The organism is Vreelandella halophytica, from assembly GCF_968193635.1.
In genome coordinates, this window is record NZ_OZ309107.1 from 1,565,210 (window position 1) to 1,588,998 (window position 23,789).

A 23,789-nucleotide genomic window follows, 5' to 3' on the forward strand; every position below is an offset into this window, starting at 1 on the left:
ATATGAAATACGGTAAAACGGAACGCATTAGCGGAATTGTGATTTTGCTCGCGCTGCTGGCGATTTTCGTGCCCTGGCTAATGAGCGACCCGGCCCCCCGCGAAGAGCGTCCCCAGCCGACGTTCGTCATCGAGCAGCCCAATAACGTCACGCGTCAAAATGTCCCTGCGCCCGAAATGCCCGCCAGTATCGAGGCCATGCCCCAAGGGGGGCAGGCCGAAGACGCGGGGGGCGAGATCATTACCGATCCTATTGGCGCCGACCCCGCCCAGCCGCAGACCGGCCAGGCGACGGCCGAAGCCGAAAGCACATCTTCCCCGGCGCCCGCCGAGGCGGACCCGATCGCCGATTTGGTCGCCTCCAACGCGGCGACGTCCAACACTTCCTCCAATTCGTCTTCCTCCAGTGAGAGCGAAAGTGGCGGGGCACCGGCGACCGCCGAACAGGGCGAGTGGGCGGTTCAAGTGGGGAGTTTCGGTGATGTGAGCAACGCCGAGCGGCTGAGCGATCAGCTCTCGGGCCAGGGGTTTAGCGCGTTTCGCCGTGCCCGGGACAATGACCTGACGTCCGTGTACGTCGGCCCCTACGCCACTGCGGAAGAGGGCGAGTCGGCAATGGCGCTGATCAAACAGCGGGCCAACGTGCAAGGGCTACTGGTCAGGGTACGAGACTGACCATGGCGCTGACTTGGCTCGACGCGGTTTTTCTCGCCGTACTGGCGCTCTCCATGCTGGCCGGTTTCCTGCGCGGATTCATTCGCGAGGCGCTGGGCCTAACGGCTTGGGTCGTGGCGCTGATGGTGGCACGCGTGCTTGCCGACCCGGTCGCCGAACTGTTGTCGGGAATGATCGATAGCTACGATGCGCGCCTGGTGCTTGCCTTCGCGCTGGTGATTTTCGCGGTGATCCTTTTGTGTGGCATCGTGATTCGACTGGTCCACGCCGCCATCGTATGGGCTGGCATGGGCCTTTTGAACCGCTTTGCCGGGGCCGTGTTTGGCCTCGCCCGCGGCGTGGTCGTTTTGCTGATTGCCACGGTGCTGATTACTCTGACACCGTTTTCAGACCTCCAGGCCTGGCAGGAAGCGAGCCTTCGCCCCACCTTTATCGAACTACGAGACTGGGCAGTCAGCCAGCTTAATCAATGGGAGCGCGAGCTACCCCAAGCGCCGGAATCGCTTCGCGATATCAGCCTGCCCGAGTTTCGCTCGAAGGGCGTGATGAACGATTCCTCCAATATTACGTTGCCACCACCGAACGACCGCTAACCAAGCGCGGGACTTCCTGGTGAGCCAGCAGGGCACAGCGTCCTGGATCGATAATGTTCCGGCTTACTCCCGGTAAGCCGCGGCACAAAGAGAGGTAACTGGAATGTGCGGTATTGTGGGCCTTCTGGCCAGGCAGGCGGTGAATCAGGGCATTTACGACGCCTTGACCGTACTTCAGCACCGGGGCCAGGACGCCGCGGGTATGATGACGTGGAGCGAGGGACGCTTTTTACTGCGCAAAAGCAATGGCCTGGTGCGCGATGTCTTTCATACCCGCCATATGGCGCGATTGAAAGGACATCTGGGTATCGGCCACGTACGCTATCCAACGGCGGGCTCCTCGAGCGAAGCCGAGTCGCAGCCTTTCTACGTTAACTCCCCCTACGGCATTGCGCTGGCACATAACGGTAACCTGACCAACTCCGAGCAGTTGAAGCAGGAGCTTTTCTCCACCGATCTTCGCCACATCAATACAAGCTCCGACTCCGAAGTACTGCTTAATGTCTTTGCGCACGAGCTTGGCAAGCAGGGCCTTCACCTCACCGCCGAGGACATTTTCGATGCGGTACGCCGGGTGCATCGCCGCTGTAAAGGCGGTTACGCGGCGGTGGCGATCATCAATGGCTTTGGCATGGTGGCGTTTCGCGACCCCCACGGTATCCGTCCGGTGGTGTTCGGCACCCGCCAGGAGGGCGACAGCCAGGAAGTGATGATCGCCTCCGAGTCGGTGGCGCTGGATGTGGGCGGTTTCGAGCTTGCCCGCGACCTGGCCCCGGGGGAAGCCATATTCGTCGACATGCAGGGTAACTATCACACCCAGGTCTGCGCGGATCAGCCAAAGCTCTACTCGTGCATTTTCGAGCACGTCTATCTTGCCCGCCCGGATTCGCTGCTCGACGGCGCCTACGTGTACGGCACGCGGATGCAGATGGGCCGCAAACTGGGTGATCGTATCCTGAACGAATGGCCGGATCACGATATCGACGTGGTCATCCCGATACCCGATACCTCGCGTACGTCGGCGCTCGAGATGGCCCAGCACCTGGGCGTGACCTACCGCGAAGGGTTCATGAAAAACCGCTATATCGGGCGTACTTTCATCATGCCGGGGCAAACCCAGCGTAAGAAGTCCGTGCGTCAAAAGCTCAACGCGATCGACGTCGAGTTTCGCGGTAAGAACGTGCTGCTGGTGGACGACTCCATCGTGCGCGGCACGACCTGTAAGCAGATCATTCAAATGGCCCGGGATGCCGGTGCTCGCAATGTCTACTTTGCCTCCGCCGCGCCGCCGGTGCGCTATCCCAACGTCTACGGTATCGACATGCCGGTGGCCTCGGAGTTGATCGCCCACGGGCGCACGGAAGCGGAAGTCGGCGAGCTGATCGGCGCTGATCGTATCTTCTATCAGGATCTTGAGGATCTAAAGTCCGCCTGCCGTGAAGTGAACCCGGAAATGGAGGAGTTCGACTGCTCCGTGTTCGACGGCAACTACGTCACCGGCGATATCGACGAGGCGTACCTGGCGGTTCTGGAAGCCAACCGCAACGATTCGGCCAAGGATCAGAGCGCGGGGGACCACGCCCTGGTCGATATGCACAACCAGGACGATGACGACCTGGACGACTAACCCGCCAACGAATGCCAAGAAGGTCTACTCATGCAGGATGACAGTGAACGTCCCCAGTGGTCGCTAGAGACCCTGGCCATTCGTGCCGGCCACCACCGCACGTTCGAGCAAGAGCACGCCGAGCCGATCTTTCCTACGTCGAGCTTCGTCTATGAAAGCGCCGCCGAGGCGGCGCGCAAGTTCGGCGGTAAAGAGGCCGGTAACGTCTACTCACGCTTTACCAACCCGACCGTACACACCTTCGAGCGCCGTTTGGCCGCGCTCGAAGGGGGCGAGCGCTGCGTGGCCACCAGCTCCGGCATGTCGGCGATCCTTTCCACTGCGCTTGCGCTTTTGTCCCAGGGCGATGAGATCGTCGCCTCGCGCTCGCTGTTCGGCTCCACGGTTAGCCTGTTCGACAAATACCTGGGCAAATTCGGGATCACCACGCGCTACGTCGAGCTTTCCGATTTGGCCGCCTGGGAGCGCGCGATCGGCCCGAATACCAAACTGCTGTTTGCCGAAACGCCCTCGAATCCGCTTTCCGAAGTGGCGGATATTGCCGGGCTTGCCGCGCTTGCTAAAAAGCACCAGGTGCTGTTGGCGATCGATAACTGCTTTTTGACCCCGGCGCTTCAGCAGCCCATCGCCCTGGGGGCGGACCTGGTGATTCACTCCGCGACCAAGTATCTCGACGGCCAGGGCCGCGCCATTGGCGGCGCCGTTGTCGGGCGCCACGACCTTTTGGAAGAAGTCTTTGGCGTGGTGCGCACCTGCGGACCCTGCATGAGTCCGTTCAATGCGTGGATTTTCACCAAGGGCCTCGAAACCCTGGCGATACGCATGAAGGCTCACGGCGAAAATGCCCAGGCGCTGGCCGAGTGGCTCGAGCAGCACCCGGCGGTGACGCGCGTCCATTACAGTGGTTTGGAAACCCACCCCCAGCACACGCTCGCCAAAGCGCAGCAGCGCGGCTTTGGCGCGGTGCTTGGCGTCGAGGTCATCAACGGGCAGGAGGGCGCCTGGCAGGTGATCGACGCCACGCAACTGCTGTCGATTACCGGCAACCTGGGGGATGTCAAAACGACCATTACCCACCCGGCGACGACCACCCACGGCAGGCTGAGCGACGAGCAGCGCAGCGCCGCCGGCATTGCGCCGGGGTTGATCCGTATCGCGGTCGGTTTGGAGAGCCAGGAAGATATTCGCCAGGATCTGGCGCGCGGGCTAGACGCACTTGCCCAATAGCAAGCAGTGCCGCTGCGGGTGAATGAGCGCTTTAAACCGAAAAACCCCACCGAGGTGGGGTTTTTTCGTTCAAGGGGAAGCTAAATCTTTATTGGTTGCGCGCAGGCAGGTCGTGCGGGTCATTGAAGTCGTTGTCGCGCGACTCGGTGTTGGACTCGGGATGATTGATCATCTGGCCGCCGGCGCTGTTCTTGATGCGCAGGTTCTCAACGGAGGCGTTGCGGCTCTCGTCGGAGCGCTGCTCGCTCGAGGAGCTCGGTTTTTCAATGGTGTTTTGCTCGGCAGAGCCACGCTCGGCGAAGGCAGAACCGGAAGCGAGTGCAACGGCGATGGCAGCAAAAGTGGTTAGTTTTTTCATGGTGGCGTACTCGTTTTGGTTTATATAAAGCTTTATTAGGCGATCGGTTCGCCGATCTTTCGTAAAACGTGGCGTCATACTAAAGTCGAAAAAAGAAAATAAAAATTGAGAAAAATGCGCTAGACCATTCGATTAATTTAATTATAATCGCTATTTTCATACGCTTTGATTTATGGCTATACAACTTTGGTTGTAAGAGATTGCGAGGGTGCGCCGACCATTTTTTCGATTTGTATACCGCGATTTTTTTAGTTTCGTTAGCCCGTTAACAAATGGTTTTTACGAACGAACTGTCCTGCTTTTTTCAGCGGTAGTTTGAGGTTCAAAGCGCTATGCTCTTTGCCACTTAATCGAATCAAAAAAAATACTTAATCCTCTTTCGGCAAAAGCATGGCCCTTTGGGTCGCAAGAGCAGGGAAAAAAGCATGTGGCGTAATACGCGAAGTGGCTGGGGCCTTATGAGTATCTCGTTTCACTGGCTGAGCGCGCTGACCATCGTGGGTCTTTTTGTACTAGGCTGGTGGATGACAGGCCTTGGCTACTATGACAGCTGGTATAACCAGGGTCCCTGGGTTCACCGCTCGATCGGTATTTTGCTGCTTTTCGTAACCCTGGCGCGTTTGATTTGGCGCGTGTGCCAGCCTACGCCAGACGGAGAGGGTAGCCGGTTCGAGCGTATGGCGGCCCACGTCGGACACATTGGGCTTTATATGCTCTTGCTGCTGGTCATGCTGAGCGGCTATTTGATATCGACGGCGAACGGGCGCGGTATCAGCGTATTTGGCTGGTTCGAAGTGCCCGCTTTTTTGGCCGGCCTCCCCAATCAGGCAAGCCTTGCCGGGGATATCCACTGGTACAGCGCGGTAACGCTCATCGTCATTGCCGCTGGCCACGCCCTGGCCGCGCTCAAGCACCACTGGCTTGGCCGTCACAAAACGCTGGTGCGTATGCTCAACCCGGCCCATAGCCGTCAGCTAACGTAAGCCGGCGCCACCATTTTTCACACCCCGAAGCGGTTTAGCGCTTTGGGTTCTTCCAGGGAAAGCGAGGAGTTTATTCGATGTTTAAAAAGAGCCTTTTAGCAAGCGCCGTTGCCGCCGTAGCGTTGGTTCCGTTGAGCCAGGCCCAGGCCGCTGACTACACCATCGACACAGAAGGCCAGCACGCCTTCGTTCAATTCAAGATCAGCCATCTGGGTATGTCCTACATTCTGGGCAGCTTCGAAGAGTTCTCCGGCGATTTCACCTATGACGAGGACGACCTGGACGCTTCTTCCATCGAGATGGAAGTTCAGATCGACAGCCTCAATACCAATCACGCCGAACGTGATCGTCACATTCTAAGCGAAGACTTTCTGAACGCGAGCGAGCATCCGACCGCTACGTTCACCTCTACCGGGTTCGAGTCCGAAGGTGATAACGAAGGCGTGATCACCGGTGATTTCACCCTGAACGGCGAAACCCACGAACTCGAAATGCCGGTAACGCTGATCGGCCAGGGCGAAGACCCCTGGGGCAACTACCGCGCCGGTTTCGAAGGCACCACCACCATCACGCTAAGCGATTACAACATCGACATGAGTGAATTTGGCGACGCCATGCAGGAACTCGATCTGTACGTCGTATTCGAAGGTATCCGCCAGTAAGCCTGGTATGTTAAAAAGCGCCGCCACCCTCGCCGGGGTGGCGGCGCTTTTTCGTTAGCGGTCACTAAATTCATGTAAGGAGTCCCGACGTGGCAGTTTTAAGTCAGCGCACTTTGGCCATTACTCTCTGGCAGCAAACCTGGCCCATGGCGATCGGGGTACTCGCGCTACTCGGCTTTCAGCTGGTGGACAGCGCCTTTATCGCCCGTTTGGGTACCGCGCCCTTGGCTGCTCAGTCGTTTACGTTTCCGCTCTCTTTTTTGATCATTGGCGTACAGGTGGGCATGGGGATTGCCATCGCGGCGCTGGTCTCCCGGGCGCTAGGGGCCGGTGAAAACCTGCGCGCCAAGCGGCTGGCAAGCCTGGTGCTTCTGGCCGGCGGCGGGGTGATCGGCGTGCTGGTCATCGCGCTGTGGCTTTTTCAGACCCCGATTTTTTCGCTGCTCGGCGCCGATGACACCACGCTTGGCTATATACACACCTACTGGGGACCCCAGCTCTTCTCGGCCTGGCTGGCGGCGATGTTGTATTTTATTTATAGCCTGTTCCGCGCCCACGGCGATACCCGGCTGCCGGGGTCGGTCATGGTGCTGACCAGTGCGATCAACCTGGCACTCGACCCCTTGCTGATCTTTGGGTTCGGCTCTTGGGAGGGATTGGGGCTGCCGGGCGCCGCCTGGGCGAGCGTGGTCGCCTTCGGTGTGGGGCTGCTGGTCACCGGGCGCAAGCTGCTTGGCAACCAGTGGCTCGCTTTCGAGGGGATCTACTCGGAAGCGCGACGCTCCGGCCGCGGCTTTGCCGGTATTGCCGGGCCCGCGATGGTCAGTCAGCTCATGCCGCCCCTGGCCGCCATGCTGGCCATTTCCGCCGTGGCCGGGCTTGGCGAGGTCCAGGTCGCCGCCTGGGGGCTTGCCAGCCGCCTGGAGACCGTGTCGCTGATGGTCATACTCGCCATGACCATGTCGCTGCCGCCCTGGCTTGGGCGCTGTTACGGTGCCGGTGACTGGGGCCAAATTCATCAGTTGATGCGCCTGGCGCTCAAGGTCGCGGTGGTGTGGCAGCTCGTGCTGGGCGGGGTGCTGGCCCTGGCCGCGCCCTGGGTGGCCGCGGCGCTGGCGGGCAGTGTCGAGGTGCGCGAGGCGCTGACGCTGTTGATTCGGTTCATGCTGCCAAGCTACGCGCTGCTTGGGGTGTGCATGCTGGTCGTATCGGCGGGCAACGCGCTGGGTTGGCCGCTTCGTGCGATGCTCTTGTCCAGCGCCCGGCTTTTCTTGTTCTACCTGCCGTGCTTGTGGGTCGGGGCGCTGCTGTTTGGCTGGACCGGGCTTGCCGCCGGCGCGGCGATGGGCAACGTGCTTGCCGGCCTCGCCGCCTGGTACGTGCTGCGCCGTATTTTATCCCGCCCGCATCGCCAGGCGGGGGAGGCGGACGCTGCTAGCGACGCGGCGCCTGTTGAAGCGCGAAGTACATGAACAGCAGCGCCATGGCGAGATAGCCCAAAACGAAATCCGGCGCGGCGTTCAAGGCAAGCTTTGGCGCGTGCATCAGGCCGACGAAGGAGAACCCAGCGGCCACCAGCGCAAACACCGCCGCCTTGCGAAACCGGTGGTCGATGGCGCAGACCGTCATCGCGCCGAGCAAAATGGCCATGAACATCGCGCCTTGGCCCATCCCCACGATGGCGGGTGAGATACCACTAACCACGTCTTCGGCGCCGCGATTGAAGCGGGTCGAGACGTAGTTGGCGAAATAAGGCAGCATGGCAAGCGCCACCGCCGGGTAGTAGCGGGTGTCGTTGGCCTGAAAGGCGGTGGCGATCATCGAGATCCCCACGAACACCAGAATGGGGGCGACGACCGAGACGGGTATGATGGCCGCGAGTGCGGCGATCAGCCCCAGCATGGTCGCCAACGCGTACACCGCGCCGTTGGCGATGCTGTAGCCCCGGCCCGCGCCCATCCACTTGGCGCCCACCGTGGCGATGTAGACCGTGGTCGGAAATACGCCGCCGAATAGCGCGCCGATCATCGTACCTGCGCCGTCCACCGCCTGGCACTCGCGGACATCGTACCTGTCGCCGGCGGCTTCCATCGCCTCGACGTTGTTCATCGTTTCGATCGCGTTATAGAGCGTGATGGGCAGCACGACGGTCAATACCGCCAGCATGGTGCTAAACAAAAGGCCAAGCCCTTCCCACCAGGCGGTATTGGGCAGCAGCGGATAAAAGCCCAGGTGGGTAAAGGCATCGCTGAAGCGCTCGCCGCCGGCATCACCGATCAGGTAGGCCATCGCCGTGCCCAGCACGATGGCGAACAGCGAGGTAGGCAGTTTGAACGGCATACTCACTCGCGCGATCAGCCCGACGATGGTAATGCCCAGTACCAGTAGGCCGATTATTGGCATTTCGAGGGTTTTAAATAGCATCTCACCGGCGATGAAGGTCAGCGCCACCCCGGCCACCGCGCCCAGCATGGCCGCCCGCGGTAAGTGGTGCTGAACGAAACGGCCCACCAGGCTCACCAGCGCTTCGATCGCGCCGCTGATAAAGCAGGCCGCGACCGCCACCTTCCAGGCAAGTTCGGCGTCGCCGGTCAGTTGCTTGGCGGGCAGCAAAACGCCGAAGAGAAAAACGAACATGACCGGCGTCGAGATGCCGTAGGAGAGGGCAGTGACGTCGCTGCGCTGCTCCTTGTGCGCCAGGCGCGCAGCACTCCAGGCGTAGTAGAAGTTACCCACCATGACCGCCACCGCCGCACCGGGCAGCACCTGGCCGTAGACGATCTCGGCGGGAAAGCCCATTCCCAGCATGGTGATCGCAATGATCACGAAGTTGGCGATATTGTTTTGGAAAAGCGCGAAAAACGCGTCGGTATCTGCTTTTTTATACCAGGGGTAGTGAAAGCCGGTGGCCGCCATGAAAAAGCCTCGAGAGTGAATGCAGGCGCTCGAATGATATCGGGCGCTGCTTGACTAATCGGTCAGGTTTATACTGACTGAAACAAAAGCGCCCAGACAAAATGTCTGGGCGCTTGAGGAATACCGGTTTACTCGTTAACGGCGGCGATCGCCTTGGCGAGATAGGGCAGGTTCTCCTGGGAGAACCCGGCCACGTTGGCCCGGCCCGAGCGCACCATGTAGATGCCGAACTCGTCGCGCAGGCGGTCTACCTGCTCCGGCGTCAGGCCCGTATAGGAGAACATGCCGCGCTGCTCGGCCACGCAGGCGTATTTATCGGAAAGCCCGTAGGGCTTGAGTGCCTCGACGAAATCGCGGCGCAGCGTATTGATACGATCGCGCATTTCGGTTAGCTCCTCGTGCCACATCGCCTTGAGTTCGGAATCGAGCAGGATCTCGCTGACAATGGCGCCGCCGTGGGCCGGCGGGTTGGAGTAGTTCTCGCGGGCGACGATAGCGATCTGCGAGCGTACGTTCTCCATTTGCTCGGCGTTTTTAGCCACCATGATCAGCGCGCCGGTACGCTCGCAGTAGATGCCGAAGTTCTTCGAGCAGGAGCTGGTGATCATGACTTCGTCGAGGTTTTCCGCCAGCAGGCGAACCCCGTAGGCATCTTCTTCGAGGCCTTCACCAAACCCCTGGTAGGCGAAGTCGACCAGCGGCAGCAAGTTGCGCTCCTTGAGTACCTCGAGGACTTCCTGCCACTGCGCCTCGGATAGATCGAAGCCGGTCGGGTTGTGACAGCAAGCGTGAAGCACCACGACGTCGCCTTCCGGGATCTTGTTCAGCGCCCCGATCATACCCTCGAAGTCCAACCGGTTGTCCGGGTCGACGTAGGGGTATTTGTGAAGCTCGATACCCGCCGAGGTGAAAATGCCGTGGTGGTTCGGCCAGGTCGGATCGCTTACCCAGATGCCCTTGCCCGGCATTTGGCTGGCGATGAAGTCCGCCGCCAGGCGCAGTGCGCCGGTGCCGCCGGGAGACTGGGTGACGCTGGCCCGATTATCGCTCAGCACGTTCGAGCCTTCACCGAGCACGATCGGCAGTACGGCCTGGGCGTAGGCCGGAGCGCCATGAGAGCCGATGTAGGTCTTGGTGGTTTCGTTATTGAGCAGACGAGCCTCTGCTTCCTTGACGGCGCGCATGACCGGCGTCGTGCCATTGGCATCGCGGTAAACGCCCACGCCCAAGTCCACTTTCTGTGGGTTGGTGTCTTTTTTGAAAGCCTCGATCAGTCCAAGAATGGCATCTCCCGGGACCCGCTCAATATGCTCGAACATTTAAGTGACTACCTCTTTAGCGATGACAAAAAACAGCAGCGCTTCATGATGCCATCGTGCTCGGTGAACTGCCACACCGGCGGCGCGGTAATCGCGAAAAGAGTGAGGTTTTAACGTGTTAGCGCTACTCACCTTGGTCATAAACGGTTTGCAGAGCCAGGCGTACCCTTGGCGGGGTCGGTCGATCGTTGAAGGGCGATTGGCGGGAATTACTGGCGCGAGGCGGGCAAGTTAACTACTTTTTTGAATATAAACAAATTATTCAGGGACGTATTACATGGCAGACGATAACCAGTTGGACCACCAGGACCATGAACAGGAACCCGCGCGCAAGCTCAGCACCGGGGCACTCTTCAAGGACAATCGCGTTCGGGCCATTGCCGGTATCGCCGCCATCGCGGTGGTGTGGGCGATCATGGCGCAGTCCAATGCCGGCACCCACCGCGACCGTATCGACACGCTCGAAAGTGAGCTTGCCGCCACCGAGCAGCAAAATCGCCGCCTAAGCCAGCGGGTCGACGAGATCGAGCAGGCCGAAACCGACCTGAACGCCATGCGTGAAGAAGCGCAGGCACTTCAGCAGCGCCAAACCGAGGCCCAGGCCGAGCTCGAGGAAGCTGAGCAGCAGGTAAGCGAAACCCAGTCGCGCCTCGAGGAGCTGCAAAGCCAGCGCGATACGCTTCAGGAACAAGTGGAAAGCCTCAACGAAGAGCTCGAAAACGCCGAGAGCAATATGCAGTCGCTGCGTGACGAACGCGACGCCGCCGTAGACGAGCGCGATGAAGCCCAGTCGACGCTGGATCAGATCGAGCAGGCGCGGGAAAGTGCCGAAGAGGCGCGTCAGGAAGCCGAAAGCGCCCGCCAGGAAGCCGAAGAACAGCGCCAACAAGCCCTCGATGAACAGAGCGAAGCGCAGGAAGAGCTGGAAGCCCTGGAGTCTCAGGTCAGCGAGGCCAATGAGCGTATAGCAAGCCTGGAAGAGGAAATTGAAAGCGGCCAGCAAGAACTCGAGCAGCTCGAAAGCGATCGCGAAAGCGCTTCTAGTGAGCGCGACGAACTGCAGTCGGAAATCGATTCGCTCAGCGAGCAGCGTGAGCAGGAAGAGCAAAGCCTGACCCAGGTACGCTCGGAAATGGACGATCTCATGGTTGCCCTCGATATGGGGCGCGAAGAGCTTGCCAGTGTCGAAGATGACGTCGAAACCCGCGAAGAGCAGCTACAGCGCTTGGAAAGCCAGTTAAGCGAGTGGCGCAACGAGCTTTCCGCGCTGGATTCGCGCCTGGGTGAAGTAGACGACGCGGCGGAAGACGACGTGCCCAATCTGGCGCCAAACGAAGACGGCCAGCAGAACCAGAACCAGAACCAGAACCAGAACCAGAACGAGCAGAACCGGAGCGAACAGGGTCAGCAGGGCGCCTCCGGCCAGCAAGGCGGTGAAGAAAGCGAGGAAGCCGCCGAGCAGCAAGACGACGAGCAGAGCGCTAGTCAGCAAAACAACTGATCGATGACGGGCTCGTAACAGCGGGTTCGTCCCGTCAGGTCTTGGCGCTATAAAGCGGGTACGGCTAGCGGCCGTATCCGCTTTTTCGTGTTTCGAGTTTATGAACGCGGCCCCAGCGCGTATGATTTAGTCATCGAAACGCTATATGAAGGAGCGTCCAATGGAAGGCATCAAGCATATCGTCGCGGTAGCATCCGGTAAGGGCGGCGTGGGCAAATCGACCGTCACCGTCAACCTGGCGCTGGCGCTTTCCGCCCAGGGCTACCGCGTGGGCGTTCTCGACGCGGATATCTACGGCCCGAGCCAGGCCCAAATGCTCGGCGTCAAAGAGGGTACGCGCCCCGAGCCCGCGGGCGAAAACGCTTTCAAACCCTTGGAGGCCCATGGTCTCAAGGCGATGTCGATGGCCTTTTTGGTCAATAGCCGCGATGCCATGGCGTGGCGTGGCCCGATGGTCGTGGGCGCTTTCCAGCAGATGCTCAACCAGACCCAGTGGGGCGAGCTCGATTTTCTGCTGATCGACATGCCGCCGGGCACGGGTGACATCCAGCTGACGCTTGCCCAGAAAGTGCCGGTATCCGGCGCGGTCATCGTGACGACCCCCCAGGATATCGCGCTGCTCGACGCGCGTAAGGGCATCGAAATGTTTCGTAAGGTCAACGTGCCGGTGGTGGGCGTGGTCGAAAACATGAGCCTTTACACGTGTGAAAAATGCGGCCACGAGGCGGCGGTGTTCGGTACCGGCGGCGGCGAGCGTATTGCCAGCGAGTACAACACCGAGCTGCTAGGCCGTTTGCCGCTGACGCTTTCCATTCGCGAGCACGCTGATTCCGGCGCGCCAAGCGTTGTCGCCGACCCCGAAAGCTCCGAAAGCCAGGCCTTTGCCGATATTGCCCGCCAGGTGGCAGGCACCGTCATGGGAACGCGTCAAGACGGTCCCACGATTTCCTTTAGTGAGTGATAAGCAAGAATGAGTATTCAGTCTGATAAGTGGATTCGCCGCATGGCGCAAAACAACGCCATGATCGAGCCGTTCGAGCCCGGCCAGGTGCGTCATGTCAACGATCAAAAGGTCATCTCTTACGGCACGTCGAGCTACGGCTACGACGTGCGCTGCTCGAACGAGTTCAAGGTGTTCACCAATATCCATTCGGCGATCGTCGACCCCAAGGCGTTCGATGATAAAAGCTTCGTCGATGTGAAGGGCGATGTCTGCATCATTCCGCCGAACTCCTTCGCGCTTGCGCGCACCGTGGAGTACTTTCGTATTCCGCGTAACGTGTTGACGATCTGTCTGGGCAAATCCACCTACGCGCGCTGCGGTATCATCGTCAACGTGACGCCGCTCGAGCCGGAGTGGGAAGGCCACGTGACGCTGGAGTTTTCCAACACCACCAACCTTCCCGCCAAGATCTACGCCCACGAAGGCGTGGCGCAAATGCTCTTTCTCGGCGCCGACGAGGAGTGCGAAACCTCTTACAAGGACCGCGGCGGCAAGTACATGGGCCAGCGCGGGGTTACGCTCCCGCGGACTTGAGCGGTTGGATCAAAAAAAGCGCGCCCTGGGGGCGCGCTTTTTTGTAGGCAGATATTAGCGCTAAACGTCCTCGTCCAGCTCTTCTGCCGCGTCGTCGTGGGAAAGACGCATGCCGTGCGCCGGCAAGGTGTGTCCGTCCATGGCGACCTTGTCGTCCTTGAACTGAAGCCGGCCTTGCAGGAACCACTGTACCGCGATGGGGTAGATCAAGTGCTCCCGGGCGTGCACTTTCTCTTTCAGGCTCTCTTCGCTGTCGCCTTGCTCGACCCGGCACTCGGCCTGCAGCACGACCGGGCCGCCGTCGAGCTCCTCGGTGACGAAGTGCACGCTGCAGCCGTGCTGGGTGACGCCGTCGGCCAGCGCCCGGGCGTGGGTGTTGAGCCCCTGGTAGGCGGGCAGCAGCGACGGATGGATGTTGAGCATCCTGCCCAGGTAGCGCTGTACGAAGCGCGGGGTCAGGATGCGCATAAAGCCCGCCAGCACGATCAGGTCAGGCTCGTGGCGCTCGATCACCTTGATCAGCGCGCCGTCGTAGGCGTCGCGACTTTCGTACTCGCGGTGGGGCAGCGCGACCGCTTCGATCCCCGCTTCGTGGGCCCGCTTAAGCCCGTAAGCGCCGGGTTCGTTGGAGATCACCGCGGCGATCTCGCCGCCCAGCCGATCATGGCTCTGCGCTTCGATGAGTGCGGCCAGGTTGCTACCGCTACCCGAAATCAGCACCACGATACGGCGCTGATCCACCGGTTCCGGCGTCATGTCGTTTAACGTATCACTTGCGTATTCGTCACTGCTCACTGCGTGGTTTCTCCCAAGGCCAGGTTTTCCAGCAACACCGCTTCGGCGTCGCGCTTGACGATATCGCCAATACGGTAAACGGTCTCACCCTGTTTCTGCAGATAGGCCTGCGCTTCGTCGGCCTGGGCGCTGGGCACGACCACCACCATACCGATACCGCAGTTCAGCACCCGGTGCATTTCGGCTTCGCTGACGTTGCCCTTGGCCTGCAGCCAGTTGAAGACGGCCGGGCGCTGCCAGGTGGTGACATCGACCCGCGCAGCCAGGTCATCGGGCAGGACGCGGGGAATGTTCTCGGACAGGCCGCCGCCGGTGATGTGCGAAAGCGCGTGAACGGCAAGGTCGGTATCGCGCAGCAGAGACAAAAGCGGCTTCACGTAGATGCGCGTAGGCGCCATCAACGCATCGCCAAGCGGTACGCCGTCGATGGTTTCATCCAACGAGGCGCCGCTGACCTCGAGGATTTTACGAATCAGCGAGTAGCCGTTGGAGTGCGGGCCGGAGGAGGCCAGGCCCAGCAGCACGTCGCCTTCGCCGACCTTGCTACCGTCGAGGATGTCGGCCTTTTCGGCCACGCCTACGCAAAAGCCGGCCAGGTCGTAGTCGCTGCCTTCGTACATGCCGGGCATTTCTGCGGTTTCTCCGCCGACCAGCGCGCAGCCCGCCTGCTCGCAGCCAGTGCCGATCCCGGTCACCACGTCGGCGGCGATATCGACATCGAGCTTGCCGGTGGCGTAGTAGTCGAGAAACAGAAACGGTTCGGCCCCGGCCACGACCAGGTCGTTGACGCACATGGCCACCAGGTCGATACCGATGGTGTCGTGCTTACCAAGCTCCATTGCCAGCCTGAGCTTGGTGCCTACCCCGTCGGTACCGGTGACCAGCACCGGCTGGTGATAGCCCGCCGGAAGCTCGGCAAGCGCGCCGAAACCACCCAGCCCGCCCATCACTTCCGGGCGTGTCGTGCGCTTGGCTACGTGCTTGATACGTTCAACCAAGGCGTTACCGGCATCGATATCGACCCCGGCATCTTTATAGCTAAGTGAAGGGGAAGCCTGAGAAGGGGTCGTCTTGGTCATGACAGGTCCTTTAGAGCCTATAGCGGTACAGGATAGGATGGCGCGGAGCCGGTGCTGGCAAATAAACGGGCGGATTGTATCATTTGGTACCGCAGGCCGCATTGCCGTGTCGAGTTATGGGCCAAGACACGTTACCTTATTAAGTCAACATGGCCTTTGTGGGCACGCGGCAACGACTTCGGAGGAAAAAATTCCATGCGCAACTCCTGGTGGGGCGCTCTTTGTTTGATACTGCTGGTGGGCCTGGTCTACCTGCTGGACTCCGTTTTGATGCCCTTCATCGCCGGGATGATTCTGGCGTACCTGGTCGACCCTCTCGCCAATCGGCTTCAGCGCTGGGGGATGAAGCGCCCGCTAGCCGTGGCCAGCGTGTTCGTAGTGCTCCTGTTGATCTTCGCCGTGGCGCTTTTGATTTTGATACCGCTGATCGTCTCTCAGCTCAAACAGCTCGGTGAGGCGTTGCCGGGTATCTTTAGCTGGGTAGAGAGCCGGCTAGCCCCGCAGGTGCTGGAATGGACCGGCTACGACGTGCGCGCCGAGCTTGGCAACGTGCAGGCAACGCTTGCCGACAACTGGCGCGACGCCGGCGGCTACCTGGCTCAGGCGCTGGGTCAGATCGGCCGCTCCGGGGCCGCCTTCATCACCTGGGTGACCTACGTGGCGCTGATTCCGGTGGTGACCTTCTATTTGCTGCTCGACTGGGACCGGTTGATCGCCAATATCGCCGACTTGGTACCGCGTCACTGGTTAAGCGATGCGACACGCCTGGCGAAACGCTGCGACGAGGTTTTGTCCGCTTTTTTGCGCGGCCAGCTTTTGGTCATGCTCTGTCTGGGGATCATGTACGCCGTGGGGCTGACGCTGATGGGGCTCAACTTTGGCCTTTTGATCGGCGTGGTATCGGGGCTTGTCAGCATCGTGCCTTTTCTTGGGTTTATCGTGGGGATGGGCGTGGCGCTGGTGGTCGCGTTTTTCCAATTCGATACCTGGTGGGGCCTGGTGGGCGTTTTGGGGGTGTTCAGCGTGGGCCAGGTGGCCGAAAGCATCGTCTTACAGCCCAAGCTTCTGGGCGATAAAATAGGCCTGCATCCGGTGGCGGTGATTTTCGCCGTACTGGCCGGGGGCAGTCTTTTTGGGCTGACTGGCGTACTATTGGCGCTTCCAGCCGCGGCGGTCATCATGGTGCTTTTGCGCGAGGTGATCGAGCGCTACAAGAAAAGCGAGCTTTACAGTGACGTTGATGGCCCGCTTGCCAGAAGGCCGCTTCACCAGCTCGACCATAAAAGGGATAGGGAGAATCCATGAGCAGAGTACCGGCTCAGCTGCCGTTAGGCGTCGGGCTGCGCGATGACGCCACGTTTAGCAACTACTTTGCCTCGAGTGCCAATGCCTCGCTATTAACGTCGCTCACCCGCCAGCTGGAACCGGACGCCGAGCCGTTTCTCTACCTTTGGGGGGCGCCGGGCAGCGGGCGTAGCCATCTGCTACAGGCCGCCTGCCACGCGGCCTCGGATAACGACAAGCGCGCGCTTTATCTACCGCTGGAGGATTTGGGGCACTTTCCACCGCTGATGCTCGAGGATATCGAGCGTCTGGATCTGGTGGCCATCGACGACCTGGAGTGTGTGGTTGGCCGAAAGCGCTGGGAGGAGGCGCTGTTTCACGCGTTCAACCGACTGCGCGACGCGAACAAGGGGTTGATCATTGCCGCGAGCGCCCCGCCGCGCCAGCTCAACGTGGCCCTTTCCGATCTTGCCTCCCGGCTTAGCTTCGGCGTGACGTACCATTTGCCGCCCCTCGACGATGCCGACCGCCTCGAGGCGTTGAAACTGCGCGCCAAGGCGCGGGGGCTCGAGCTCCCCGACGACGTAGCCCGCTATATCCTGCATCGCGGCCCTCGCGAGCTTGGCGAGCTCTGCGCGGCGCTGGATACGCTTGATCAGGCATCGCTTTCTGCCAAACGCAAGCTGACCATCCCCTTCGTCAAATCGGCGCTGGGCTGGTAGCCCCCGGCTTTGTCGAAAACGGCTTTGAGCCGTTTTGCTCCGCGGGCGGCGCGGCGTGCCTTGGCACGTTCTCTTCTGTAAGTTTCTAACGCTTTTGCAAATGTCACGCCGGATGGAGGCGACCTGGCCCGGGTCGTCTTTGTCGCGTTCTATCGGTATGCGCTGACATATTGCGCCCCACCTGGCGGCGCGTTTTATGCGCACAAGCAGGGCTTTATATTGTCGCGAGCCGCTACAGTGACTAGGGTGAAGGGTAGCCGCGCGAAACGCGCGCACATGGGTTGAGCACAAAGGAGACGTTGTATGGAAACACGTATCGAGCGCGATAGCATGGGCGAACTCGAGGTACCGGCGGGCGCCCTTTACGGCGCCCAGACCCAGCGGGCGATCAATAACTTTCCGGTATCGCATACGCCCATGCCCACGGCATTCGTGCACGCGGTCGCACGTATCAAGCTCGCCGCCGCGCGCAGTAACCTCGAACTTGGCCTGTTGGATAACGCACGTGCCCAGGCGATCGAAAAAGCCGCGCAGGCGGTCATCGATGGTGAGCACGACGATCAGTTCCCGATCGATGTCTATCAGACCGGCTCGGGCACCTCGACCAATATGAACGTCAACGAAGTGCTGGCCACTCTTGCATCGAGAGAAGGGGTCGAGGTAACGCCCAATGACCACGTGAACATGGGTCAGTCGAGCAACGACGTGATCCCCAGCGCCATTCACGTGGCCGCCGCCATTGCCGTGAAAGAGTCGCTGCGCCCGGCGCTAGTGGCGCTTCGCGAGACCATCGACCAGCGGGCCGGTGAGTTAAAAGACGTGGTCAAAACCGGGCGTACCCACCTGATGGATGCCATGCCGCTGCGCATGGACCAGGAGCTGGGTGCCTGGTCAAGCCAGGTAGGGCAGGCGATCGAGCGTTTCGACAGCGCCATGGAGCGCCTGCAGAGACTCGCCCAGGGGGGCACCGCGGTCGGTACCGGTATCAACGCCCCGCAAGGTTTTGCCGAAAAAGTGGCCAGCGACCTGAGTCGCCAAACCGGGCTTGCGTTTTCGCCCAACGACAGCTTCTTTGCCAGTCTCTCGGGCCAGGACGCCGCCGTGGAGCTTTCCGGCCAGCTCAAAGGGTTTGCGTGCGTGGTGATGAAGATCGCCAATGACCTGCGCTGGATGAACTCAGGGCCGCTGGCCGGGCTTGGCGAGATCGAGCTCGAGGCGCTGCAGCCGGGCAGCTCGATCATGCCGGGCAAGGTGAATCCGGTGATCCCCGAGTCCGCCGCCCAGGCCGCGGCTCAGGTCATTGGCCTGGACACCGCGATTACCGTGGCCGGCCAAAGTGGCAACTTCCAGCTCAACGTCATGTTGCCGCTGGTGGCCTCGAACCTGTTAAACGCGATCACGCTGATGAGCAATACGGCCGAGCTGCTCGGCAAGCGGGCCATCGCAACCTTCAAGGTGCGCGAAGATCACCTCAAGGAGCCGCTGGCGCGTAATCCCATACTCGTGACGGCGCTGAACAGCACGATTGGCTATAACGCCGCCGCCCAGGTGGCCAAGAAGGCCTATCAGGCCGGTCGGCCGATCATTGACGTGGCCGAAGAGGAGACCGACCTGGACCGCGCCACCCTGGAGCGCCTGCTCGATCCCACCGTGCTAACCCAAGGCGGCGTACCGGAGTAACCCATCGCAAGGCGGATCAGCGCTCCTGCTTTTCCGTCTTGCCCTCGACGATGGTCTCGTCGGCTTCTTCACGCTCCTTTTCGCTTGCCTGTGGCGTTTCTTGCTCGTCTTTTTGCGAAGGGCAGTAGCAAAACGTCGCCAGAATGGGGAAGTGATCCGAGCCAAAGGCATCAAGGCGGCGCATGCCGACCAACGTAAAATGCTCGGTCACGAAGATATGATCCAGCGGCCAGCGTAAAAAGGGGTAGCTTGCGTGGAAAGTGCTGAACATGCCGCGGCCCCGGCGCGGGTCGAGCATGCCACCTACGCGGCAAAACCGGCGAGTGGTATGCGACCAGGCGACGTCGTTGAGATCCCCCGCCACCAGGGTCGGTTCGGGTTTTTCATGGATGCGTTCACCCACCCATAAAAGCTCGGCGTCCCGCCAGAGCGATTTATCGCTTTCGCTGGGGGCGGGTGGGCGCGGGTGTACCGCGTAAAAGCGGATTCTTGCGCCATTTTTTAGCGTCACATAGGTGTGGATCGACGGGATGTCCTCCTGAATCAGCCTTTTGACCTCTGTATCGGTCAGTTCCAGCCGCGAGTAGAGGTGCATGCCGTACAGGTTATCCAGCGGGATCTTGACGCTATAGGGCCACTGCTCGTCCAGTGCGGTGTCGAGCTGTACCTGCCACCACTGGTCGGATTCCAGGGTGAGTACGATATCCGGCTGGTGCGCCTCGATCATTTGAAAGAGCTTGCGCGTATTGTGATTGCTCGTCAGCACGTTCGCGACCAACAGCGTAACGGTTTGCTCCTCCGGCGGGTCGCCGGCGGCGTTGACCTCCACGGGCCAGATTTTCGTCCAGGGCAGAATGTAGCCCACCTGAACGACCAGCGCGCTAAACGAAAAGATACCCGACAGCGACCGCCAGGGCCCTGTGTCGAGAAAAAAGTAGACCACCAGGGCGTTCAAAAGGGCCAGCAGGGCGATCTGGACACGAGGGAATTCGAAGCTGCGAATGAACCACCAGCGAAGCGGTATATGAGGCATTAAAGTGGCAAGAACGAGCGCCACCGCCGTGCCAGCAAACAAGAACTCCAGCAAATCAACCCCCTTAACTCAGGATAAGAAACTCTTTGGGGTAAGCTTAGCTTTGTTGCGAAAGACGTGTCGATGTAAAAGAGAACTTTCTTTTCAACACCCTATGAAAATGTCACGAGGTAAAAAACTGGTTGCAATTACGCTGTGAAGAAGTAGAATACGCCCCGCACTGAAGGACCATAGCTCAGTTGGTTAGAGCGCCACGTTGACATCGTGGAGGTCGGCGGTTCAAATCCGCCTGGTCCTACCATTTTGCGTTAAAGTGCCTGCTTGAAGGACCATAGCTCAGTTGGTTAGAGCGCTACGTTGACATCGTAGAGGTCGGCGGTTCAAATCCGCCTGGTCCTACCAAATTTAAAAACGCCCCGGCCGAAAGGTCGGGGCGTTTTGCGTTGGGTCGCTTAGGTGATCAAGGCTTAAACCGCCGAGGTTTGAGCCGCAAGCGTGGTCTTGCGAATAAAGGTCGCTACCAGCGCCTCGATGCCCGCCTGGTCTTCCTGGCTAAAGCGGTTGAGCTCGGGGCTGTCGATGTCCAGAACGCCCCATGTCGCGCCGTCGACCACGATGGGCACGACCAGCTCCGACTGGGAGGCCGCGTCACAGGCAATGTGATCGGCAACGGCGTGTACGTCGTCTACCCGTTGGGTGGTTTGGGTGCGCGCTGCGGCCCCGCAAACGCCTTTGCTAAAGGGAATCGGGTTGCAGGCGGGGTTGCCCTGGAACGGCCCCAGATGCAGCACCTGGGGCTCGCGTTGAAGGTAAAAGCCGACCCAGTTGAGCGAACCCAGCGACTGCATGATGAACGCGCTGGTTTGGGCGCTGTTGGTCAGCCAGTCTGAGGTGTCCAGCAGGGCGTCGAGCTGGCGGTTCAGTAGGGCGTAGTCTACGTAAGCCATGTCATTTTCCTTATAAACGAGCAGGCCGGCCTTGCGGCCGGCCCTTGTGCATTCAAAGCACGCCAAACGAGGCGTTGGGTAGTTTGCCTTGGAGTTACTCGATCCAGCCCGGCACGGCGCCGCCCTGGAAGAGCTCTTCGGCTTTTTCGATGACTTCGTCGCGCTGGTAGGCGTCGACCATTTGACGAATCTCTTCGCGCTCTTCGTCGCCGCTACGCACCGCAATCAGGTTGACGTAAGGGGACTCGGCGCCTTCTCGCACCAGCGCATCCTCCAGGCTCAGGCCGGCCGGCTGGGCGAAGGTGTTGTTGATGAACGCCATGTCCACGTCCGGCAGTACGCGCGGCAGCTGCGCGGCTTCGATTTCGCGAAAGCGGAAGTTGCGCGGGTTTTCGGCGATGTCGATCGGCGTGGCTTCGAGATTCTCCGGGTCGTTGAGTGTGATCAACCCTTCGTTGTGCATCAGAATCAGCGAACGGCCTTCGTTGGTCGGGTCGTTGGGCAGGGCGATCTGCGCGCCGTCCGGAAGATCGTCGATGCTGTCGAATTTTTCCGAGTAGGCGCCGATCGGGTAAACGAAGGTGTAGCCGGCAACCGTTAGGTCGTAGCCGCGATCGTTGTTCATCGTTTCGAGATAGGGCGCGTGCTGATACGCGTTGGCGTCGAGGCTGCCGTCGGCAAGGGCGGCGTTAGGCGTCACGTAGTCCGTGAACTCGATGATCTCGACGTCCAGGTTGTACTCATCCTTTGCGATGCGTGCGGCGACTTCCATCACCTCGGTTTCCGGGCCGGCCACGGTGCCCATTTTGATGCTGCGGGCTTCCTGGGCGTTGGCCACGTTAACGGCCAGGGCCAAAGCGGTCAGTCCGGTGAGTAGCTGTTTTTTCATGCGAGTTCTCCTGTAAGCGAATCTTGACGATATTATAGCAATAAAAAAGCCGCGCATAATTCTTTCAGGTTATATGGCCGATAGCGATTTTATTCAATGCCCGGCTACTTGCGATCGCTTTTGCGCACCAGATAGTCGCCCAGACTTTGAAAGCCTTGCACCATCACCACCAGAATCACCACCGTCGTCAGCATGATGGTCGGGTTGAAGCGGTTGTAACCGTAGCGAATGCCTAAATCCCCAAGGCCCCCACCGCCGACCGCACCGGCCATGGCCGAATAGCTGACCAGCGTGACCACGGTGATCGTAAGGCCGGTAATGATACCGCCCCGGGCTTCGGGGATCAGTACCTTGCAGATGATCTGCCAAGGGGTGGCGCCCATCGCCTGGGCGGACTCTACAAGCCCCGGAGAGAGCTCGTTGAGCGCCCCTTCGATCAACCTGGCGACGAAGGGGATAGCGGCGATCGTCAGCGGCACCGAGGCGGCGTTGATGCCGATCGAGGTGCCGACCAGCATCCGTGTGAAGGGGATGATCGCCACCATCAAAATGATGAACGGAATCGAGCGGCCGACGTTGGTGACGAGGCTGAGCACGTGGTTGAGCACCGGCATGGCCAGAATCTGACGCGGGCGGGTCACGTAGAGAAGGACGCCCAGCGGCAGGCCAAGCAGCGTCGAGATCGCCCCGGAGATGGCCACCATATAGAGCGTGTCCAGGGTTGCCTGCCAGATAAGATCAAACATCGCGCTGGACATAGCCAAGTACCTCTACCTGTAGTTGATGCGCTTGAAGATAGGTCATCGCCTTTTGGGTCTGCTCGGCGCTACCGAGCAGTTCGGCGATCATCAGCCCCAGGGTGCGCTCCTGAATGGACTCCACCTTGGCCTGCAAAATACTCACGTCGACGTCGCACTCCCGGGCAAGCCTTGAAATCAGCGGCGTCGAAACCGCGTCGCCGGAAAACGTCAGGCGCACCACCGGGTGGCTATCGGGGCTTTGCACGTCGCTTAGCCGCGCGGTGAGCTCCTTGGGCGGGCTTAGCTGCAAGAAGTCGTTGAGAAACTCGCGGCCCAGGGCCGTGGTCGGGGCGGTAAAGAAGTCGCCCACGTCGGCGTCTTCGACCAGCTCGCCGCCGGAAATCAGGCTTACCCGGTGGCAAATCGATTTCACGACCTCCATTTCGTGGGTGATCAGCAAGATGGTGATACCGAGCTTTTGGTTGATATCGCGCAGAAGTTCGAGAATCGAGCTGGTCGTTTGCGGGTCGAGGGCGGAGGTCGCTTCGTCGCACAGCAGCACGTGGGGGTTGCTCGCCAGCGCCCGGGCGATCGCCACGCGCTGCTTCTGCCCGCCAGAGAGCTGGGCCGGGTACATCGTTGCCTTGTCCGCCAGGCCGACCATCTCCAGAAGCGGCGTCACGCGGGTTTTAATCCCGCGGCGCTTCTCGCCCATCAGCTCCAGGGGCAGGGCGACGTTGTCGAAGACCGTGCGGGTGGTCAGCAAGTTGAAGTGCTGAAAGATCATGCCCATGCGATGGCGGGCCTGGTTGAGCTCGCCCCGGCTAAGGTGAGTGATGTCGCGGTTATCGACCAACACGCTACCTTCGCTGGGCCGCTCGAGCAGGTTGACGCAACGGATGAGCGTTGACTTACCCGCGCCGGACAGGCCGATCACGCCGTGAATGGCGCCCCGGGGGACGGTTAAATCGACATTTTTCAGGGCGTGGACCGCGCGGGGGCCGCTGCCGTAGGTTTTACTGACGTTTTTGAGTTCTATCATGGCGTCTGCCTTAACGTGAGGCCAAAGACGTGAAGTGCAGGGGGAGGGGCTTAAAATAAATAAGGCCACCCCTTGGGGTGGCCATCGACGCTGGACACACCCTTTTAGCTGCACTTCACCGCGCTTGGCTGGTGGACGCCCGCAATCCGGGTATAAATCGGCGTCTAAACTATTAGCGGCG

The 23,789-nt window shown here is 60.4% G+C and carries 23 protein-coding genes and 2 tRNA genes; 15 read left to right on the forward strand and 10 right to left on the reverse strand.

Translation table 11 applies throughout. The annotated features are described in order from the left end of the window. The first annotated feature begins 2 nt into the window (after positions 1-2). The 4 genes from ACWHXT_RS07405 to ACWHXT_RS07420 all read left to right on the forward strand — a co-directional run bounded on the left by ACWHXT_RS07405 (position 3) and on the right by ACWHXT_RS07420 (position 4,121). Positions 3-674 (forward strand): SPOR domain-containing protein, encoded by a 672-nt coding sequence (locus ACWHXT_RS07405; RefSeq protein WP_447957799.1) that lies wholly within the window; start codon positions 3-5, stop codon positions 672-674. Positions 675-676: 2 nt separating this feature from the next. Beyond that, the gene (locus tag ACWHXT_RS07410; protein ID WP_447928847.1) at positions 677-1,267 is read left to right on the forward strand and encodes a CvpA family protein; all 591 of its coding nucleotides are present in this window, start codon (positions 677-679) and stop codon (positions 1,265-1,267) included. 103 nt (positions 1,268-1,370) lie between these two features. Then, complete coding sequence (gene purF / locus ACWHXT_RS07415) at positions 1,371-2,894, forward strand: amidophosphoribosyltransferase (RefSeq protein WP_447928848.1); 1,524 nt, start codon at positions 1,371-1,373, stop codon at positions 2,892-2,894. Between the two features lie 30 nt (positions 2,895-2,924). Continuing rightward, complete coding sequence (locus tag ACWHXT_RS07420; RefSeq protein ID WP_447957800.1) at positions 2,925-4,121, forward strand: O-succinylhomoserine sulfhydrylase; 1,197 nt, start codon at positions 2,925-2,927, stop codon at positions 4,119-4,121. Positions 4,122-4,209: 88 nt separating this feature from the next. Here ACWHXT_RS07420 and ACWHXT_RS07425 read toward each other — a convergent pair whose 3' ends face one another. Next, positions 4,210-4,479, reverse strand: coding sequence for a hypothetical protein (locus ACWHXT_RS07425; protein ID WP_447928850.1), 270 nt, complete (start codon positions 4,477-4,479; stop codon positions 4,210-4,212). A gap of 425 nt (positions 4,480-4,904) precedes the next feature. On the opposite strand from ACWHXT_RS07425, the gene ACWHXT_RS07430 reads away from it, so the two are divergent. From ACWHXT_RS07430 to ACWHXT_RS07440, 3 genes are all read left to right on the forward strand, one after another. Next, positions 4,905-5,462 (forward strand): cytochrome b, encoded by a 558-nt coding sequence (locus ACWHXT_RS07430; protein ID WP_447957801.1) that lies wholly within the window; start codon positions 4,905-4,907, stop codon positions 5,460-5,462. A 77-nt stretch (positions 5,463-5,539) separates the two neighbouring features. Further along, positions 5,540-6,124 (forward strand): YceI family protein, encoded by a 585-nt coding sequence (locus tag ACWHXT_RS07435; protein WP_447528563.1) that lies wholly within the window; start codon positions 5,540-5,542, stop codon positions 6,122-6,124. A 146-nt stretch (positions 6,125-6,270) separates the two neighbouring features. Beyond that, positions 6,271-7,596: an MATE family efflux transporter gene (locus tag ACWHXT_RS07440; protein WP_447958016.1), complete on the forward strand. Its 1,326-nt coding sequence runs from the start codon at positions 6,271-6,273 to the stop codon at positions 7,594-7,596. Here the strand turns inward: ACWHXT_RS07440 and ACWHXT_RS07445 are convergent. Beyond that, the gene (locus ACWHXT_RS07445) at positions 7,559-9,040 is read right to left on the reverse strand and encodes an NCS2 family permease (RefSeq protein WP_447957802.1); all 1,482 of its coding nucleotides are present in this window, start codon (positions 9,038-9,040) and stop codon (positions 7,559-7,561) included. The two genes, ACWHXT_RS07440 and ACWHXT_RS07445, sit on opposite strands and share 38 nt — an antisense overlap. A gap of 128 nt (positions 9,041-9,168) precedes the next feature. Then, positions 9,169-10,359, reverse strand: a complete 1,191-nt coding sequence (locus tag ACWHXT_RS07450) for an amino acid aminotransferase (RefSeq protein WP_447957803.1) — start codon at positions 10,357-10,359, stop codon at positions 9,169-9,171. 277 nt (positions 10,360-10,636) lie between these two features. Here ACWHXT_RS07450 and ACWHXT_RS07455 point away from each other — a divergent pair, with 277 nt between their 5' ends. From ACWHXT_RS07455 to dcd, 3 genes are all read left to right on the forward strand, one after another. Next, complete coding sequence (locus ACWHXT_RS07455) at positions 10,637-11,860, forward strand: kinesin (protein ID WP_447957804.1); 1,224 nt, start codon at positions 10,637-10,639, stop codon at positions 11,858-11,860. Positions 11,861-12,005: 145 nt separating this feature from the next. After that, positions 12,006-12,821, forward strand: a complete 816-nt coding sequence (gene apbC, locus ACWHXT_RS07460) for an iron-sulfur cluster carrier protein ApbC (RefSeq protein ID WP_447928855.1) — start codon at positions 12,006-12,008, stop codon at positions 12,819-12,821. Between the two features lie 9 nt (positions 12,822-12,830). Further along, positions 12,831-13,397 carry a dCTP deaminase gene (gene dcd, locus ACWHXT_RS07465; protein WP_447528568.1) on the forward strand — a complete coding sequence of 189 codons (567 nt, stop codon included), beginning with the start codon at positions 12,831-12,833 and terminating at the stop codon, positions 13,395-13,397. Positions 13,398-13,457: 60 nt separating this feature from the next. Here the strand turns inward: dcd and purN are convergent, their stop codons facing one another. Beyond that, on the reverse strand, positions 13,458-14,153 hold the full coding sequence (gene purN, locus ACWHXT_RS07470; protein ID WP_447958017.1) for a phosphoribosylglycinamide formyltransferase: 696 nt from the start codon (positions 14,151-14,153) through the stop codon (positions 13,458-13,460). 35 nt (positions 14,154-14,188) lie between these two features. After that, the gene (gene purM / locus ACWHXT_RS07475) at positions 14,189-15,271 is read right to left on the reverse strand and encodes a phosphoribosylformylglycinamidine cyclo-ligase (protein WP_447957805.1); all 1,083 of its coding nucleotides are present in this window, start codon (positions 15,269-15,271) and stop codon (positions 14,189-14,191) included. Positions 15,272-15,466: 195 nt separating this feature from the next. Between purM and ACWHXT_RS07480 the strand changes: the two genes are divergently transcribed. From ACWHXT_RS07480 to ACWHXT_RS07490, 3 genes are all read left to right on the forward strand, one after another. Next, positions 15,467-16,576: an AI-2E family transporter gene (locus ACWHXT_RS07480; RefSeq protein WP_447928857.1), complete on the forward strand. Its 1,110-nt coding sequence runs from the start codon at positions 15,467-15,469 to the stop codon at positions 16,574-16,576. Further along, positions 16,573-17,277 (forward strand): DnaA regulatory inactivator Hda, encoded by a 705-nt coding sequence (hda, locus tag ACWHXT_RS07485; RefSeq protein ID WP_447928858.1) that lies wholly within the window; start codon positions 16,573-16,575, stop codon positions 17,275-17,277. Before ACWHXT_RS07480 ends, hda begins: the two co-directional genes overlap by 4 nt. 303 nt (positions 17,278-17,580) lie before the next feature. Next, positions 17,581-18,957, forward strand: coding sequence for a class II fumarate hydratase (locus ACWHXT_RS07490; protein WP_447957806.1), 1,377 nt, complete (start codon positions 17,581-17,583; stop codon positions 18,955-18,957). A gap of 16 nt (positions 18,958-18,973) precedes the next feature. Here ACWHXT_RS07490 and ACWHXT_RS07495 read toward each other — a convergent pair whose 3' ends face one another. Then, positions 18,974-20,044: an endonuclease/exonuclease/phosphatase family protein gene (locus ACWHXT_RS07495; protein ID WP_447957807.1), complete on the reverse strand. Its 1,071-nt coding sequence runs from the start codon at positions 20,042-20,044 to the stop codon at positions 18,974-18,976. Between the two features lie 170 nt (positions 20,045-20,214). Here ACWHXT_RS07495 and ACWHXT_RS07500 point away from each other — a divergent pair. Next, positions 20,215-20,291, forward strand: a tRNA-Val gene (locus tag ACWHXT_RS07500). A 24-nt stretch (positions 20,292-20,315) separates the two neighbouring features. Beyond that, positions 20,316-20,392, forward strand: a tRNA-Val gene (locus tag ACWHXT_RS07505). 65 nt (positions 20,393-20,457) lie between these two features. On the opposite strand, the gene ACWHXT_RS07510 is transcribed toward ACWHXT_RS07505, so the two are convergent. The 4 genes from ACWHXT_RS07510 to ACWHXT_RS07525 form a co-directional block, all read right to left on the reverse strand. Further along, positions 20,458-20,937, reverse strand: coding sequence for a GAF domain-containing protein (locus ACWHXT_RS07510; protein ID WP_447928861.1), 480 nt, complete (start codon positions 20,935-20,937; stop codon positions 20,458-20,460). Positions 20,938-21,031: 94 nt separating this feature from the next. Then, a complete protein-coding gene (locus tag ACWHXT_RS07515; protein WP_447928862.1) occupies positions 21,032-21,826 on the reverse strand; it encodes a MetQ/NlpA family ABC transporter substrate-binding protein in 795 nt (264 codons plus the stop codon). 104 nt (positions 21,827-21,930) lie between these two features. Then, positions 21,931-22,584, reverse strand: coding sequence for a methionine ABC transporter permease (locus tag ACWHXT_RS07520; RefSeq protein ID WP_447895839.1), 654 nt, complete (start codon positions 22,582-22,584; stop codon positions 21,931-21,933). Continuing rightward, complete coding sequence (locus ACWHXT_RS07525; protein WP_447928863.1) at positions 22,565-23,608, reverse strand: methionine ABC transporter ATP-binding protein; 1,044 nt, start codon at positions 23,606-23,608, stop codon at positions 22,565-22,567. The genes ACWHXT_RS07520 and ACWHXT_RS07525 overlap by 20 nt, the downstream gene beginning before the upstream one ends. Positions 23,609-23,789 lie beyond the last annotated feature (181 nt).